15 protein-coding genes and 1 other annotated feature (1 of these 16 cut by a window edge) are annotated in these 16,671 nt (G+C 45.5%); of the genes, 13 read left to right on the top strand and 2 right to left on the bottom strand.

All coding sequences use genetic code 11. From position 1 onward, the window contains the following. Positions 1-25 (top strand) — a binding site (T-box leader) (it extends 187 nt beyond the left edge of the window). A gap of 45 nt (positions 26-70) precedes the next feature. The 3 genes from leuS to EV209_RS01395 all read left to right on the top strand — a co-directional run bounded on the left by leuS (position 71) and on the right by EV209_RS01395 (position 4,223). Continuing rightward, positions 71-2,476, top strand: coding sequence for a leucine--tRNA ligase (gene leuS, locus EV209_RS01405; RefSeq protein ID WP_130432323.1), 2,406 nt, complete (start codon positions 71-73; stop codon positions 2,474-2,476). Positions 2,477-2,821: 345 nt separating this feature from the next. Further along, positions 2,822-3,673 carry a MerR family transcriptional regulator gene (locus tag EV209_RS01400; protein WP_130432321.1) on the top strand — a complete coding sequence of 284 codons (852 nt, stop codon included), beginning with the start codon at positions 2,822-2,824 and terminating at the stop codon, positions 3,671-3,673. 97 nt (positions 3,674-3,770) lie between these two features. Next, a complete protein-coding gene (locus EV209_RS01395) occupies positions 3,771-4,223 on the top strand; it encodes a helix-turn-helix domain-containing protein (protein ID WP_130432319.1) in 453 nt (150 codons plus the stop codon). 127 nt (positions 4,224-4,350) lie between these two features. Here the strand turns inward: EV209_RS01395 and EV209_RS01390 are convergent, their stop codons facing one another. Continuing rightward, positions 4,351-5,034: a helix-turn-helix domain-containing protein gene (locus tag EV209_RS01390; RefSeq protein ID WP_130432317.1), complete on the bottom strand. Its 684-nt coding sequence runs from the start codon at positions 5,032-5,034 to the stop codon at positions 4,351-4,353. Positions 5,035-5,283: 249 nt separating this feature from the next. Between EV209_RS01390 and EV209_RS01385 the strand changes: the two genes are divergently transcribed. The 6 genes from EV209_RS01385 to EV209_RS01360 all read left to right on the top strand — a co-directional run bounded on the left by EV209_RS01385 (position 5,284) and on the right by EV209_RS01360 (position 9,461). Then, complete coding sequence (locus tag EV209_RS01385) at positions 5,284-5,613, top strand: hypothetical protein (RefSeq protein WP_130432315.1); 330 nt, start codon at positions 5,284-5,286, stop codon at positions 5,611-5,613. Between the two features lie 86 nt (positions 5,614-5,699). Further along, complete coding sequence (locus tag EV209_RS01380; protein ID WP_130432313.1) at positions 5,700-6,782, top strand: replication initiation factor domain-containing protein; 1,083 nt, start codon at positions 5,700-5,702, stop codon at positions 6,780-6,782. Between the two features lie 4 nt (positions 6,783-6,786). Next, the gene (locus EV209_RS16915) at positions 6,787-6,966 is read left to right on the top strand and encodes a MerR family transcriptional regulator (RefSeq protein WP_081445676.1); all 180 of its coding nucleotides are present in this window, start codon (positions 6,787-6,789) and stop codon (positions 6,964-6,966) included. Between the two features lie 82 nt (positions 6,967-7,048). After that, positions 7,049-8,251 (top strand): site-specific integrase, encoded by a 1,203-nt coding sequence (locus tag EV209_RS01370; RefSeq protein WP_130432311.1) that lies wholly within the window; start codon positions 7,049-7,051, stop codon positions 8,249-8,251. 217 nt (positions 8,252-8,468) lie between these two features. After that, the gene (locus tag EV209_RS01365; protein ID WP_130432309.1) at positions 8,469-8,948 is read left to right on the top strand and encodes a GNAT family N-acetyltransferase; all 480 of its coding nucleotides are present in this window, start codon (positions 8,469-8,471) and stop codon (positions 8,946-8,948) included. A 48-nt stretch (positions 8,949-8,996) separates the two neighbouring features. After that, positions 8,997-9,461, top strand: coding sequence for a GNAT family N-acetyltransferase (locus EV209_RS01360; RefSeq protein WP_130432307.1), 465 nt, complete (start codon positions 8,997-8,999; stop codon positions 9,459-9,461). Positions 9,462-9,552: 91 nt separating this feature from the next. Here EV209_RS01360 and EV209_RS01355 read toward each other — a convergent pair whose 3' ends face one another. Beyond that, a complete protein-coding gene (locus EV209_RS01355) occupies positions 9,553-9,756 on the bottom strand; it encodes a cold-shock protein (RefSeq protein ID WP_130432306.1) in 204 nt (67 codons plus the stop codon). A 295-nt stretch (positions 9,757-10,051) separates the two neighbouring features. Between EV209_RS01355 and EV209_RS01350 the strand changes: the two genes are divergently transcribed. From EV209_RS01350 to EV209_RS01335, 4 genes are read left to right on the top strand one after another with little or no spacing between them, the layout of a single operon-like run. Beyond that, on the top strand, positions 10,052-11,455 hold the full coding sequence (locus EV209_RS01350; RefSeq protein ID WP_130432305.1) for a Wadjet anti-phage system protein JetA family protein: 1,404 nt from the start codon (positions 10,052-10,054) through the stop codon (positions 11,453-11,455). Beyond that, complete coding sequence (locus EV209_RS01345) at positions 11,452-12,147, top strand: DUF4194 domain-containing protein (protein WP_130432304.1); 696 nt, start codon at positions 11,452-11,454, stop codon at positions 12,145-12,147. Before EV209_RS01350 ends, EV209_RS01345 begins: the two co-directional genes overlap by 4 nt. Next, complete coding sequence (locus EV209_RS01340) at positions 12,128-15,505, top strand: ATP-binding protein (protein ID WP_130432303.1); 3,378 nt, start codon at positions 12,128-12,130, stop codon at positions 15,503-15,505. The genes EV209_RS01345 and EV209_RS01340 overlap by 20 nt, the downstream gene beginning before the upstream one ends. Next, entirely contained in the window at positions 15,477-16,655 is a 1,179-nt protein-coding gene (locus EV209_RS01335) for a Wadjet anti-phage system protein JetD domain-containing protein (RefSeq protein WP_130432302.1), read from the top strand. The genes EV209_RS01340 and EV209_RS01335 overlap by 29 nt, the downstream gene beginning before the upstream one ends. Positions 16,656-16,671 lie beyond the last annotated feature (16 nt).

Raw genomic sequence — 16,671 nt, 5'->3', positions numbered from 1 at the left:
GCGAACAACCCCTTTCGTCTCTATAATAACAGAGACGAAAGGGGTTTTATAGTACAGAGAGGTGGATGAAATGATTAAAAACTATTCTCCGAAGGAGATCGAGAAAAAGTGGCAGCAGGTCTGGCAGGAGGAAGAAGCGTTTGCCGCCACGGACGATTATTCCAAACCAAAGTATTACGCGCTGGTGGAATTCCCCTATCCTTCCGGACAGGGGCTGCATGTAGGCCATCCCAGGCCCTATACGGCGCTGGATATCGTTGCAAGAAAACGGAGGATGCAGGGCTATAATGTGCTGTACCCCATGGGCTGGGACGCTTTTGGCCTGCCTACGGAAAATTACGCCATTAAAAACCATATCCATCCGAAGATTGTTACAGAAAACAACGTAAAGCATTTTAAGGAGCAGCTCCAGTCCCTGGGATATTCCTTTGACTGGGACAGGGAAATCAATACCACGGACCCCAACTATTATCACTGGACCCAGTGGATTTTCCTGAAACTGTTCAACGCAGGGCTGGCTTATAAATCGGAGATGCCCATCAACTGGTGCACCTCCTGCAAAGTGGGCCTGGCCAATGAAGAAGTGGTAAACGGAGTGTGCGAGCGCTGCGGCGCGCCGGTGGTCCGCAAGGTCAAGAGCCAATGGATGCTGAAGATCACAGAATATGCGGATAAACTGATCGACGGCCTGGAAGGCCTGGATTATATTGAGAAAGTCAAGGTTTCCCAGAAGAACTGGATTGGCCGTTCCCAGGGCGCGGAAGTGGACTTCTCGCTGAAAGATAAGCCGGAGAAGCTGCGCATCTACACCACCCGGCCGGATACGCTGTTCGGCGTCACGTATATGGTGCTGTCCCCGGAACATCCCTATATTGACAAGTATCAGGATGAAATACAGAACTGGGAAGAGATTGCGGCATACCGGGAACAGGCGGCCAGAAAATCCGATTTTGAAAGGGCTGAGCTGGCAAAAGAAAAGACCGGCGTGGAGATCAAAGGCCTGCGGGGGATCAATCCTGTAAACGGGCAGGAAATCCCGATCTGGATTTCCGACTATGTGCTGATGAGCTATGGCACGGGCGCCATCATGGCAGTACCCGCCCATGATGAAAGAGACTGGGAGTTTGCGAAGAAATTCGGTCTGCCGATTGTGGAGGTGGTGGCAGGAGGGGATGTGCAGAACGCTGCCTTCACCGATGTGGCCACAGGGAAGCTGGTGAACTCCGGATTCCTGGACGGCATGGAAGTGGCTGACGCAAAGAAGGCGATTCTCCAGTGGCTGGAGGAAAAGAAAGTCGGCACGCCCAAGAAGAATTACAAGCTGCGGGACTGGGTGTTTTCCAGACAGCGCTATTGGGGCGAGCCCATCCCGGTGGTACAGTGTGACAAATGCGGTTATGTGCCTTTGCCGGAAGGCCAGCTTCCTCTGGAGCTGCCGGAGGTGGAGAGCTATATGCCCACAGATAACGGAGAATCTCCGCTGGCGGCCATGACGGACTGGGTGAATACCACTTGCCCCTGCTGCGGAGGGCCTGCGAAGAGAGAGACAGATACCATGCCCCAGTGGGCCGGATCTTCCTGGTATTATCTGCGGTATACGGATCCCCACAATGAGGAAGCCCTGGCGTCGAAAGAGGCCATGAAATACTGGCTCCCGGTGGACTGGTATAACGGAGGCATGGAGCATACCACTCTGCATCTGCTGTATTCCCGTTTCTGGCATAAGTTCCTGTACGATCAGGGCGTGGTTCCCTGCCCGGAACCATATCAGAAGCGCACCTCTCATGGAATGATCCTGGGAGAAAACGGGGAGAAGATGAGCAAATCCAGAGGAAATGTGGTTAACCCTGATGATATTGTAGAAGAATTCGGGGCCGATACCCTCCGCACTTATGAGATGTTCATCGGCGCGTTTGAACTCAGCGCGTCCTGGTCGCAGGAAGGCGTAAAAGGCTGCCGCCGGTTCCTGGACCGGGTATGGAAGCTTCAGGATATGGTAACAGATGGAGAAGGGTATTCTAAAGAGATGGAGACCAGGATGCATCAGACCATCAAGAAAGTTTCCTCGGATTTTGAAGCCCTGAAATATAATACGGCAATTGCGGCTATGATGGCGCTGATCAATGAATTTTACCACGTGGGGCGTGTGACCAAAGGGGAACTGAGGACGTTCCTGATCCTGCTGAACCCGGTGGCTCCCCACATCACAGAAGAGATGTGGCAGGATATGGGCTTTGAAGGAAGGCTGTACCAGGCCTCCTGGCCGGAGTATGACGAAGCCAAGACGGTGGAGTCTGTGGTGGAAATCGCCGTTCAGATTAACGGAAAGACCCGGGCTGTGGTGAAACTGCCAAAGGATATCGGCAAAGAGGAAGCCATTGCAGCCGGAAAAGAAGCGGTGGCGGAGCGCCTGACCGGGAATATCGTAAAGGAAATCTATGTGCCCGGAAGAATTATTAATATTGTGCAGAAATAATTTGAGAGAAAATCTCACAACAGAATAAAGTGCTTGGAAATATTGAAAAGTTCGCTTAAAATCAAGGTTTGCAGACATTTTTCTTCAAAGAAAAGGTATCGTAGAATACCGCAAAATATCGTAACAGATTTTTAGAATGGAGTAAATTTGGAGTAAAGATTGAAAGAAAATGGAGTAAATATTTCAAAGATGTAATGAGAAATGGCGTAGGTAGTGGAAACATTATTTGCGTCATTTCTCATTTGTAAAATTAAGGGCGGTTTTATTGAATTTGTGATAAAATAGAAAAAACATCTTGACTCTCTAGTAACGTAACGGTTTACGCTGAAAGGGAAAGGAGGACTTATGAAAACAGTTAAAGAAGTATCAGAATTGACTGGAATTAGCATAAGAACATTACGATATTATGATGAAATTGATTTGTTAAAACCTGCTAAAGTAACAGAAGCAGGATACCGTTTATATGATGAAAGCTCATTGAAAAAATTACGTCAGATTATGTTTTTTCGAGAACTGGAAGTTCCATTGTCAGAAATAAAAGCAATTATGAAGAATTCTGAAAGTGATAATCGTAAGATTCTTGAAACACAGAAAATGATGCTAGAAATGAAACGGAATCGTTTGAATGGTATTATCGAATTGATTTCTGATGTGTTGAAAGGAGAGGACAAGATGAGTTTTGAAACATTTAATAAAGATGATATTCAAAAAATAATACAACATTCTTTAAAAATTATGAGTGAAGAAGACAAGAAAATAATTATCGAGCATTATGGAGATATTGAGAAGTTTAAAGAATCTGTTGCGGAAGGCTTTAAAGATGAAAAGGCATGTGAGCATTTAATTAAGATATATGGAAGTAAAGAAAAAGCAGTAGAAGCAAGTCTGAAGTCAACAGGAACTAGAGAAGAAGTTACAGAGCAAAAAAATGAGATGGACTTGATTTATAAACAGTTTGCTTGTGCAATGGAAAGTTCAGATGAAGATATGTCAATGAAAGCAGTAAAAAGATTGGGGGAAAGTTGTAAAAATCTTTTTAAAATGGATAATGCAAGAGTATTATTATTAGAAATGGCTAAAGATTATTTGAATCATTCTCAGTTGGAAGAAGACACAGATAAACAGTACGGAAAAGGTGTTACAAAATACATTGGTTCAGCGATATATCGGTATTATGGTGTAGAAAACTTAGAATAAACAGATGTTACCAAAATGGAAACAAAGGAAATACATACTGGTACTTTTATTTTGGGTTCTATCGTTATATGATGTGAATGAAAGAGAGGTATGGAGTATGGCATTAAATGATAACATCAAAAAATTCAGAGAAGAAAAAAATCTCACTCAGCAACAACTTGCAGATAAGTTATATGTTTCAAGGCAGACAGTTTGTCGTTGGGAAAATGGTTCAAGATGTCCGGATTTGATTACGGCAAAAAAACTGGCATTAGAACTAGATGTAAGTATGGACGAACTTATATCAGATGAAGATGTAAATGATATGCAAGTAAATTATGGAATATGGAAATCTGAAAGAATAAAAGAGAAAAAGCATTTACAGACACTTCAAAAAAAGATATTAGACTTTATACAAATTGTGGGAGCTGTATTTTTAGCAATCACGATTTTGTTACGAGTGCAATTAGATATGAGAGTACCTGTATGGTGTACAATCATTTGCTTTATTATTGTAGCGGTAGCATTTCTTTGTAATTTCATAGTTTCTAAAAAGTTGAGAGAAATGTAGTGAGGTCAAGGAACAAGGCGAAGCCGATACGCCGTAGGGCAGTCCTTGACAGAACGGACACAGCCAACAGTACCATGATACAGCAGAGGACTTGAAAGGTCAGAAACCTTGCAAGTCCTCTTGTCTGTTACTGGGCGTTATGCTTTAAGTAAAGTGCTTCTTTTACCAGTTCCTTTTCAAATGCCTTGATGTGATCGTCCTGTATTCCGTTGTCGATATAAAAGCAGTCGTTAGCCTGTGAGTAGGACAGCATGGTAATTTTCGGCTCATAAGTCTTTCTATCAATTCCATAATAATAGACGGTGGCAGTTGAAAGTTCCACGCTGATACTGTCAAAATCTCTTGTGAAAACGCTGTGCTTGTCTGCATGGAAAAAATCAGACGGACATTCGTAGAACTCGGAACTATCTTCTCTTAAAAATAATGGCAGTATGTGTACTTCGTTTCCGCTTCGGTTGACAAGAACATAAAAGCGTGGAATGAGGGCGGAATACTGTGTTTTCATTGCGATATACATATCATCTAAATCATCAAGAAGATACTCGGAGCAGGAGTTGTTGTAAAAGACGTATTGCAGGGCAGTATTATTTCTTTGATTATTTTCCATAGGCACATTTTCCCCGTAAAGCCAACGCAAATCTACGTCTAAGGAGTCAGCAATCAGTTCCAGTTTATCTGCTTTCGGATTGTACTGTCCCGAAAGATAGGAACTGAACGCTCCTTTGCTGATACCAGTATCTTTGACTATATCTACCTGTTTTTTATTTTTTGCTTTCATGGCAAATTTAATCCGTTCTGCGATTGTATTCATCTGAAAACCCTCTCTTTCCATATCCTGTTATAACTTTTCATATCTTATCGTCTAAGGACACTATACCACAAGTTCAGAAAAAAGAAAACAAAAAGTTCACAAAAAACTAAACTTTATATTGCAAAACGAATATGTCTGTGCTAATATACAATTAAGTTCAGAAATAACTGAACTAAAAACGACGTCGTAATAAGAGAATGAAAATATGAGAAACTGTCCTATCGGTTCAACGGGGAGAAAGGAATGTGTATGCAGATTATATTGACAAAAGAACAGGTAAAAGAAGCCTTTGGAGAACTTCGTTTCATGGGTGCGGATAACTGTTACCGTTATGATAAAGACAGTAAGAAGAAAACAGAGGAAGTGGAAGCCTTAAAACTTCATCTTGGAAGCATGAAACTTGGGAACAGCGTGGATATTCGCTTGGAAGCAACGGAACATCCAAAGATTGAGCCTTATGCTGTGGTGGAACTGGAAGAACCAGTATATGCCCCTTATGTGCAGAGAGGAAACTTCCCTGTATTAGTGGAGAAGATTACCTGTAAGGGTATCCGCCCTGTTCCAAACAAAAATATGTAGGCGGTCAAAGTTCCTGCCCTCGTTCTGACGTACCAAACGGCAGGTTGAGGGCAGGGCAATGGCAACGCCATTGCAGATAAGGAGGTTTGATAAACTTGGAAGAAAGAAGCGGAAGTTTTCTTCCAGAACTCCCCTACACTAACAGGGGAGTAATACGACAGAAAGAAGAATTAAGTGCCTTGATAGACTGGTGTCAGATAACCGTTAAGGAAGTTCCGTTAGAAGCAGTTATAGAAGATGTACTGAGAATACCTTTGGAACTTATGACCGTAACGGGCTATGAAAAGGGGATTGCAGGACATGAGGTTGTGGCAATCTTCGATAATATCAAGGTGCTAAAGCCGACAGGAAACGCACAGTATCAAGGCTTTCAGATTTTGATGAGTGGGAAAGGCTGTCGCAACTATGAGAATTTTTTACAACTCAATGAGGAAACATGGTTTGATTTCTTAAACAGAGTTTGTCAGTATCACATCAATTTTCCTCGGATTGATTTGGCGATAGACGACAGAAAACCGTATTTGAGTATTCCTGATTTGATTGTACGGACAAAAGAGGGATTGCTTTCTTCAAAGTTACGGGAGATAGATTTTCACGACTCGGGAGAATTGAAAGAGGAAGTGTTTCAGAGTAAAGGTGGAAGTCTTTATCTCGGCAGTTCAGCCAGTAATTTGAGATTGGTATTTTATGAAAAGGGATATGAACAGAATAAAAAGTATGGAACAGAATTAGATGAAAATTGGAATAGATATGAGTTGAGATTTCGGCAGGAAATGGCGGTAAGTGTAGTACAGGAATTATTGAGATATAGAGATGTGGCAGGACTGGCAATGGAAGTGTTGAACAGCAAAATACGATTTTTAGAAAAGCCGACAGACAGCATGACAACACGAAAAAGGCTTTATCCAACCTATCAAGCGTGGGCGGAACTGATGAAAGATATAGGCAAGGTGAAACTTACCATGCAACCACAGAAGAAAAGTCTGCAAAAGGTATGGGAGTGGCTGGAAAAGTATGTTGCCCCGTCTTTGAAGCTGTTTGCAGAGGTTGGGAAGATAGAGCAGAGAGATTATATCGGTAATCTCGTAGCAAATGGAGAAATGAATATCACACAGAAGCAGTTGTATGATGATTACATAAAAGCAAGAAAATTAGAGGAAAGGGGGTAATCGTATCGAGAAAGCATTACTAAATATAAATGAATTTTGTGAGTATATGGGGATTGGGAAAACAAAGGCAAGAGAACTGTTGAACAATCCGAAAAATAGATTTACAGTACGCATTGGTAATCGGTTGTATGCAAATAAGAAATTACTTGATGAATGGCTGGAATATCAATGTAAAAGGGCTTGAAAAGAAAATGGGGTGTGGATATAATGAAAATTGAAATATTTACTTTACCATATTTCTTTCAGTAGAAGAAAGGAAAGTTGGTATGGGTAAAGATTTAAAGGGCAAAGAACTCGGTAAGGGAATTTCACAGAGAGCAGACGGACGCTATATTGCAAGATTTACAAGCAAAACAGGAAAACGTAAAACGCTTTATGATTTCAAACTGAATGAATTGAAACGGAAGTTGCGAGAAGCGGTTTATGAAGATGAACATGGTTTGAATGGCAATGGCGAAAGTATCACTTTAAACGCATGGTATGTAACGTGGACGGAGTTGTATAAGAAGAAAACAGTTAAAATGACTACGATATATAAAAACCATAGTTACTATAACGCAAGAGTGAAGAACTCTATCGGAAAGATGTATTTGCAGGACATTAAAACATATCACGTTCAGAAGTTTTTGAATGACTTGATAGATAGTGGTCTTGCACATGGAACGGTATCAAATATCAGATTTATGTTAAGCGATATGTTTGATAAAGCGGTATTGAGTGAATACATTAGAAAAAATCCCTGTATCGGTGTGGAAATGCCAAAAGAAGTGAAAAAAGAAAGACGTGTATTAACAAGAGAAGAACAGGAGAAATTCTTTGCATTTGCTTCTTCTTATATACACATCAATGTTCTGAAATTTGCTGTGACAACAGGTTGTCGAATTGGAGAAGTGCTTGGACTAAAATGGGAAGATTGTGATTTTGAAAAAAGAGAAATTATAATCAATAAGACAATCCATTATTCAAAGGCTTCTAGTCCTGTTGAGGGTTCAAAGTTTTTCTATACGACCGCAAAAACTATATCCAGTAATCGTGTAATTCCTATGACAGATGAAGTGTATGAGATTTTGCAAAATCAGAAGATAAAGCAGACAGAACAGAAGATGTGGAAACGCTCGATATGGAAACAGCACAAAGAATTTCAAAATTTGGTATTTACCTGTTCAGACGGTTCGCCAGTTTACTATTATAACGTCAATAGTGCAATCAAAGACTATGTAGCGAAAATCAATGTAATAGAGATTGAACTGGCAAAGGAAGAAAAGAGAGAGCCGAAGATATTTGAACTGTTTACCTGTCACACTCTGCGACATACATACGCTACAAGGTGCTATGAAAATGGAGTAGACCAACAGGTAGTGCAGAAACTCTTAGGTCACTCCTCATTGGCAATGACAACCGACTTATACACGCACGTTTCAAAAGAAAAGAAAAAAGAAGAAGTAGCCGAACTGAAAATATTGGCTTAAAATTGGAGTAAAAATGGAGTAAATTAGAAGAGAGATAGCGAAAAACAGCGTAAAATCAACATTTTCAAGTAGATATAAATATTGTACAAAAATAACAGGAGAGAAAATCTAACAAATCAATACTGCGGTAAGAAATTTTGAGTATCTGACCGCATTAGAAAATGGCGCGGGCAGTAAAAAATGGTCTGCGCCATTTTTTCAATAGTTAGGAGCGCTTATGGAATATTTAATCCGGGCGATGAAAAGAGAAGAATTTCCATTGCTGAATGATTTTTTGTATGAAGCAATTTTCATTCCCAAAGGCGCAGAACCGCCGCCAAAGTCCATCACTAATTTGCCGGAACTGCAAGTATATGTTGCCGGTTTTGGGAATTCAGAGCGTGACAGAGCTTTTGCCGCGGTGGTAGATGAACAAATTGTGGGCGCTGCATGGGTTCGCATGATAAATGATTACGGTCACATAGATGATAATACGCCGTCTCTTGCAATATCCTTGTACAAAGAATACAGAGGCTTAGGGATAGGAACCGCATTATTAAAAACCCTTCTCCGGAATCTGAAATCAACTGGATATTCAAAAGTGTCTTTATCTGTTCAAAAAGATAATTACGCAGTAAAAATATATGAGAAGGCCGGATTTGCTATTTTTCATGAGAATGAAGAAGAATATATTATGGTAGCTGACCTGACGTTATGATGCTTTCTGAGGGAAATAATAAAATAGAAGAATAAAGGCAGGCACAGTATGGGGTTAACATATAAAAAGGCAACTCTTGAGGACATAGAAGTATTGACAACTACAAGGGTGGAAGTGCTGAGGGCGGCAAACAAACTGCCTCGTGACGCGGATATGAGTGAGGTAGAGAAGCAATCCTATATTTATTATCAAAAGGCGCTTGAAAACGGGACGCACATTGCTTATTTAGTCTTTGATGAAAAACATTTTGCCGGGGCTGGCGGCGTCAGTTTTTATCAGGTCATGCCGACGTATCATAATCCCAGTGGAAACCGTGCGTATATAATGAATATGTATACGGCTCCCCAATACAGAAGGAGAGGAGTCGCCTATAAAACCCTGGATCTGCTTGTCAAAGATATTAAGGACAGGGGAATTACATATATTTCTTTAGAAGCCACTGACATGGGGCGGCTTCTGTATGAAAAATATGGTTTTGTAAAAATGGTTGATGAAATGAAATTACCAGAGTGATTTCGTATACCAAAAAAGCTGTTTGGGGGAGGAGATATACTCCGCCGCCAAACAGCTTTTTTTTCTTCATTCTGTTATGTGTCTCAGCAAATTAAGCCAGAGTTACGTTAACAGCCTGCAGGCCCTTGTTTCCTTCAGCGATGTCAAAAACAACTTCCTGACCGTCTTCCAGAGACTTGAAACCATCGGAAGCGATGCCGGAGAAATGTACGAATACATCCTCGCCTGTTGCAGCATTGGTGATGAAACCAAAGCCTTTCTGAGAGTTGAACCACTTTACTGTACCTTTATTCATGAAAGATACCTCCTGTTTTTTATTTTTTGTATATTTACGGTAAAACTAAAAATCACATATTTTTGTAACCCATTATCAAAGATAGAGATAATGATTTACAAAAATATGTGAAATCTAAATCTTATCTAAAATACTTTGATAGTATAGCATGTGATACATGTTTTGTCAATAGCAAAAAAATAATTTTTTTCAATGCCGCTTGAGTTTATCAGGAATATTAGGTATAATTTGTAACAGGAATATATTCGGCAATTTTTGACATGGAAATACGGCTGGCACAAGCTAGGGGAGACTTATGAAGCGTAAACAGGAGATCCCAGAGAGCTTCTGGAGATTATTCCGGTCCGGCAACCGGGAAATCTATATCGAAGCGCTGCTGAGAATTAATGAAGAATATCAATATAATAATTATTTCCTGAGCTGGGAAGTCTGCATCCAGGTGCTCAGCAATTATTTCAGCGGGCGGCGCATTGCCATGCTCCGGGAAGAAGAGGCGGACTGGGAGGATTCCCTGGAACCTCCGTCCACCCAGGTCCTGAAATGGCTGGTAAAAAACGGATGGCTGAAAAAGCTGGAGGACTATGCCCAGGGGATCACCAACGTGGTGATCCCGGAATACGCAGCAGTGATGATAGAAGCTTTTGAAAAGCTGGAACAGGAACAGGGGCAGGATGCGGATGTGTATATCCAGAGCATTTATGCAATTTTGTTTTCCTACCGGAATGACAGCCGCAGGGATATCAGCCTGCTGCAGTCCGCGGTGGTGAACACCCGGGAACTGAACCGGGCGCTGCAGAATATGCTGCACAATATGGACCGCTTTTTCGCCAGCCTGCTGGACCAGGATTCTTATGGCGATTTGCTCAAGGAGCATTTGAATGTCTATGTGGAAGAGGTTGTGCGGAAAAAATACCATATTTTGAAAACTTCTGATAATTTTTATCTGTATAAAATGGAAATCAGGAAATGGCTGAAGGAAATTGAGGACGAGGAAAACCGGAGGCTGCTGCTTCTGGAAGACGGGCCGGACGGCGAGGAAAAAGACCATCAGTTTCTGGCAGGACGACTGGTGCTGGATAAAACAGAAGAGATCAGCCGGGGATTCCGGGATATCGAGAGACGGATCTTCTTTATGGACCAGGAGCACACAAAATATGTGCGGGCCACAGTGACCAGGCTGAATTATCTGCTCAATGAGGACCGGGATATGCTGGGGCTGATGGTGCAGCTGCTGAACCGGATTGCAGAAGGAGACGAGACAGAGCAGAGGATCAGGCAGACGGCCCTGAGGATGAACCTGTCTGATATTCAGGTGCTTTCCGGGGAGTCCCTGTATAAAAGAAGAAAGCCCAGGGCTGACTTTGCCGGTTCTCTGAAACCGGATGAAGAGGTGCGGGAACTGGAACGGAGAGAAGTCCTCAGGCTGAATAAGATACAGAACCGTTACAGCAGAAGAGAGATTCAGGAGTTTGTCCTGAGCAGGATGGAGAATGGCTGTTACAGAGTGGATCAGGATACCGTACAGGATGAGGAAGCTTTTGAAAAACTGATTCTGGCTTATGACGACGCCATGCGCAGGGACAGCCCTTTTACGGTACCGGAAGAGGAAGAAGGCAGGATCAGACAGAATGGTTATGTCTATCCGAAACTGACTTTTGTAAAGCGCGCCGTTCGGAGAAAGGTTGAGGAAGATTTATGATTGAATATTACAGCCGGCTGATGCAGGAAGAACGGGAAGACTTGAGACGGGCGGTGCAGCTCTTGTACCGGCAGACTTTTGTCCTGGAACGGAAGTACGACAGGAGATCTTCCAGGATGACCTTTAACAGAGATTACAGGATCTGCAGCCAGCACCTGGAATTTTTACAGGATTATTTTGAGATTATGGGCGTATCACTGCGGGAAAATGTGCAGGACGGGATCATTTATCTCCAGGGAGAGAGTCTGGTCGGTGATAAGATGACAAGAACAGCAACGCTGTATCTGCTGATTTTGAAGGTGATCTATGACGAACAAATGGCGTCGGTATCTAATTCCAGCCAGGTGTTCACCACTCTGGGGGATATGAATGAAAAGCTGGGGGGATTCGGTCTCATCGAACGGCAGCTGCCCTGGTCGGATGTACGCCGGTCCATCGCTTTCCTGAAGCGGTTCCAGCTGGTGGAGCCATTGGATGTGATGGAAGAAATGGACAGCCGGACCCGTCTGCTGATCTACCCTTCTATTCACCTGGTCCTTTTGGGGGATGATGTGCGGGCGCTGCTGGACAGTTTCAGAGCACAGCAGCCCGATCCCGGGCAGAAGGAGATGGAATTAGAAAGAGAATCCAGCATACAGGAAACAGAGACGGAAGAGGAAGGAATAGAAGATCATGGAGCAGCAGAGATTTAAAGCACTGTCCAGGCTGTGCCTGAACAACTGGCATTACATAGACCGGAAGATCCTGAGCTTCCGGGAGGGGATTAACTTTTTTACCGGGCATTCCGGGAGCGGGAAATCCACCGTGATCGATGCCCTGCAGATTCTGCTCTATGCGGATTCCGACGGGCGCGGCTTCTTTAACAAGGCTGCCGCGGATGATTCGGACCGCAGTTTGATCGAATATCTCAGGGGTATGGTGAATATCGGCGAGGACAATGAATACGAGTATGTGAGAAACCGTAATTTTTCCACCACCATCGTAATGGAGCTGCGCCGCACGGACACAGGCAGCTGCCAGTCCATCGGCGTGGCCTTTGATGTGGATACAGCGTCCAATTCCGTGAACAGCCGGCTGTTTTTTGAGCATGACGGCCCTCTTCTGGAAAACGCTTACCGGAAAAACGGCCGGGCCATGACCACGGAAGAAATCCGCGAAGAGCTGCAGCATGGTTTCGAGAAGAATCAATATTTTTTGGGGCCCAGCAATGAGCGGTTCCGCAGAGTTCTTTACGATGAATATCTGGGCGGGCTGAATGAGAAGCGCTTCCCCCAGCTGTTCCGCCGGGCCATCCCTTTTCGCATGAAAATCCGGTTGGAAGAATTTGTAAAAGAATACATCTGCATGGAAGAAGATATCCGGATAGAGGACATGCAGGAAAGTGTCATGCAGTACGGCAGGATGCGCAGAAAAATCGGAGATACCTGTGGGGAGATCAGGGAACTGGAAAAGATCGGAGAGGCCTACGGCCAGGCGATGGCCAGAAAGGCGCAGAAAGAAGAGGCCGGTTATTTCCGGCAGTATATGGACCTGGCGGGACAGCGGGAGCGGGTATCCGGGCTGCAGGACAAAATAGAAGCCTGCGGAAAGGATCTGGAGGCGGCCGGGGACAGGAAGAAAACTTTAGAGCAGAAGATTTCTGACCTGGAAGCCCGGAGGAGGGAGCTGGACAGGCAGATCGCGGCTTCCGGCTATGAAGAGCTGCAGGCGCAGCTGGCAGGCGTCAACGAAATGGTGGAGAGGCTGAGCGCCAGCCGGGGAAAGTGGCAGCAGACGGCGGCGGCCCTGGGTCAATGGGAAGAACAGGATGTGACCCCTAATCCGGTGCTTTGGGATATCGGCAGGTTCCGCAGAGAGGCCATTCAGCCGGAGGAACTGGACAGGCTTCAGAAAGGGATCGTGGAGCTTCAGAAGGATGCCGCCGCCCTGAAAAAGGAGCTGGATTCCGATGTGCGCCAACTGTCCAGACAAGTTTTAGAGATTGAGAAGGAGGCCGCCAGCCTCAGACAGGGAGGAAAAGCCTACCCAAAAGAGCTGGAGGAAGCCAGACAGCTGATCCGTCGGCGGCTGCAGGCCCAAACCGGAAGGCCGGTACAGGTGGAAATCCTGGCGGATCTGCTGGAAATCCCGGACGATACCTGGCGCAACGCCGTGGAAGGCTACATGGGCAGCAATAAGCTTCTGCTGATCGTAGAGCCGGCCTATGTCCGCCAGGCCATGGCGGTATACGAAGAACTGGACCAGAACAAATATTATTCCGCCGCCGTGCTGGATACAGAAAAGGTAATGGCCAGGGAGCACCGGGTGAAGAAGGGCGCGCTGGCGGAGGAGGTGGACTGCCGCCAGCCCCATGTCCGGGCTTATCTGGACTTCCTGATGGGGAATGTGATAAAATGTGCCGATGTGGACGAATTGAGGGAGCAGGCTGTGGGAATTACCAGCGGCTGCCTGCTGTACCAGGGATATAAGCTGCAGCGGATCAATCCAAAGCAGTACACCAGGTTCGCTTACATTGGGAAGGAAGGCCGCCGCCGCAGAATCCGGCAGATGGAAAAGGAAAAGCGGCTTCTGGAAGAAAAACTGGAACCTCTGAAGAAACAGCAGGAGGAGTGCGCGCAGGTTTTAGCTCTGGAAGGCCTTTCCAGGCCGGCGGAAGAATATCTGGGCTGGGCAGAGGATATCCGGCGGCTGCCGGAGAAGCAGAAGGAGCAGAAAAAGCTGCTGAAAAAGCTGGAAGAGCTGCAGCGGCAGGATGTATCGGCCTGGGAACAGGAACGGGATGCGGCAGAGGAAAAATGTAGCAGATACAAAGAAGAACGGGACGAACTGATGCGTCTTTCTGCCGGAATCGAGAATCGTGCCGGCCTGTTCCGGCAGCAGCATCTGGAACTGAGCGGGCAGCTGGCGGAACAGGAGCGGCTGTTTACAAGAAGGCCGGAGCTGGAAGAGAAGGTACAGGCATACCTGAAGGAGAAGAAGCAGCGGGGCAGCCTGCAGTACGACAGCCTGCGGCAGTATTTCCAGGGAAAAGAAACCCAGGCAGCGGGAGAGCTGGAGAACGCCTGGTCAGGCCTGCGCGGCCTTCGGTTTGAGTACCTCAGGCAGCATCCAAACCGCAGCTTTGACCCGGAGAGCTCGGAAAATCAGGATTATGACCAGCTGCTGGAACGGCTGCGGTATACAGACCTGGAAACCTTATATCAGAAGGCTGATGAACAGGCCAGGGAAGCGGTGGAGCTGTTTAAGCAGGATTTTGTGTACAAGATCCGCAGCGCCATCAAAGAAGCCATGGAGCGGAAGCGGCAGCTGAATCAGATCATTGACAGGCTGGATTTCGGAAAAGACAAGTACAGGTTCAAGTTCGGAAAGAACAAAGGGCCGGACGGGAAGTATTTCGACATGTTTATGGCCGAGGATCTGGAGATTAATCCCGCCAGCCTGCGGCCTTCGGTGGACCACCAGATGAACCTGTTTGCAATGACCCATGAAAATCACTATGGAGAGCTGATCCAGGAACTGATCAGCTGCTTTATACCGCCGGACAACGCTACTGCCGAAGAATTGGAGGAAGCGAAGCGGAATATGGTAAAATATGCGGATTACCGGACTTATCTTTCTTTTGACATGGAGCAGATCATAGAAGGAGAGGAGACTGTGAAAATCCCGCTGAGCAAGATGCTTAAGAAAAATTCCGGCGGAGAAGGGCAGAACCCCCTTTATGTGGCCCTTTTGGCCAGTTTCGCCCAGGCTTACCATATCGACCTTTCCGCCAGGCGCAGAAGAGACCCTTCCATCCGGCTGGTGGTGCTGGATGAAGCCTTTTCCAAAATGGATGCGGAAAAGGTGGCCAGCTGCATGAAGCTGATCCGCGGATTTGGGTTCCAGGCCATCATCAGCGCCACTAACGACAAAATCCAGAATTATCTGGAAAGCGTGGACAAAACCTTTGTATTCGCCAACCCCAATAAGAAACACATATCCATTCAGGAGTTTGAAAAAGAGGAGTTTGGAGAGCTGATCAATGAAAATGATATCATGGATGCTCAATAAGGTGGATACCCCTGCCGGGCGGAAAGGCCGTCTGTCGGGGGAAAAGCACTGGAAGGTAGAGCAGAAGGATCTGAATGCTGTGGGAGGCCGTTCCGCATTTGTGGCCCAGGCCGAAGCGCTGGAAGCCGAAGGACTGATCCGGGTAAAGTGGTACGACGTGGATCATACCGATGCGGAGATCGTTCATTTTCGTCTGGAAAATCTTTCCGAACTGTACCGCAGGGCGGGGAAAACGCCGCCCTGGGAAAAAATTGCTGTTCTGAGGAATGAGCTGGAAAAACGGCGGGGAAGCAGGAAAAAGAGCTGGATTGCCGCCTGGGAAAATCACTTGATGGAACAGCTGGATCGGGGGACAATACCTGCTGTATTGGAAAGAGAAGAATTTCTGTGCTGTGCGGACGCGCTGGACGGGCTGGAAGAACCGGAATATAAGCGGCTGTTCAGCGCAAGATGTTTGCGGGACTCCAAAGCCTTTGAGCGGGATTGGCAAAGAGAGATCCTGACGGCAGCCAGAAGGCACAGCGCGCTGATCGAAGACGCCATGAGCGATACGGAAGCTCTGGAGCAGATTGGAATTCTGGAATACGGCCAGCAGCTGTATTTGAAGGGAAGGATTTTATTTGAGCTGAATGGAGAACAGATCAGCACGGAAAAGTTTTTCTGCGGCGTGACTTTAAACAGCATGACGCTGAAACTGGGAAAACCGCTGCCTCAGCAGATTCCGCAGGTGATCAGCATAGAAAATCAGGCTAACTTTGAAGCTGCGGAATACAGGGAAGATACGCTGTATATCTTTTCCCACGGCTATTTTTCACCCAGAGAAGCGGAATTTTTGCGAAAGCTGCTGAGGTGCCTGGGCCCGGAAACTTCCTATTACCATTGGGGAGACCTGGATTATGGCGGAGTCCGCATTTTTCAATACATCCGCACCAAAATTTTTCCCGGGCTGCAGCCCCTTTATATGGACAGGGATCTGCTGGCCAGGAGCAGAAACCTGGGCTATGGCGGGCCGCTGTCAGATTCCGTGCTGAAGAAACTGGATCATTTTCAGGAACCTGTTCTGCAGGAACTGATTGAAGAGATGAAAAGCAGCGGATGGGGAGTGGAGCAGGAGTGTTTCCTCACCCCGGAATTGAATATAATAAGATGAAAACCTTTGACCGGCG

This window comes from Cuneatibacter caecimuris, assembly GCF_004216775.1.
GTDB lineage: Bacteria > Bacillota > Clostridia > Lachnospirales > Lachnospiraceae > Cuneatibacter > Cuneatibacter caecimuris.
The sequence above is the reverse complement of the archived record's forward strand: the minus strand, read 5'-3'. Positions and strand labels throughout refer to the sequence as shown.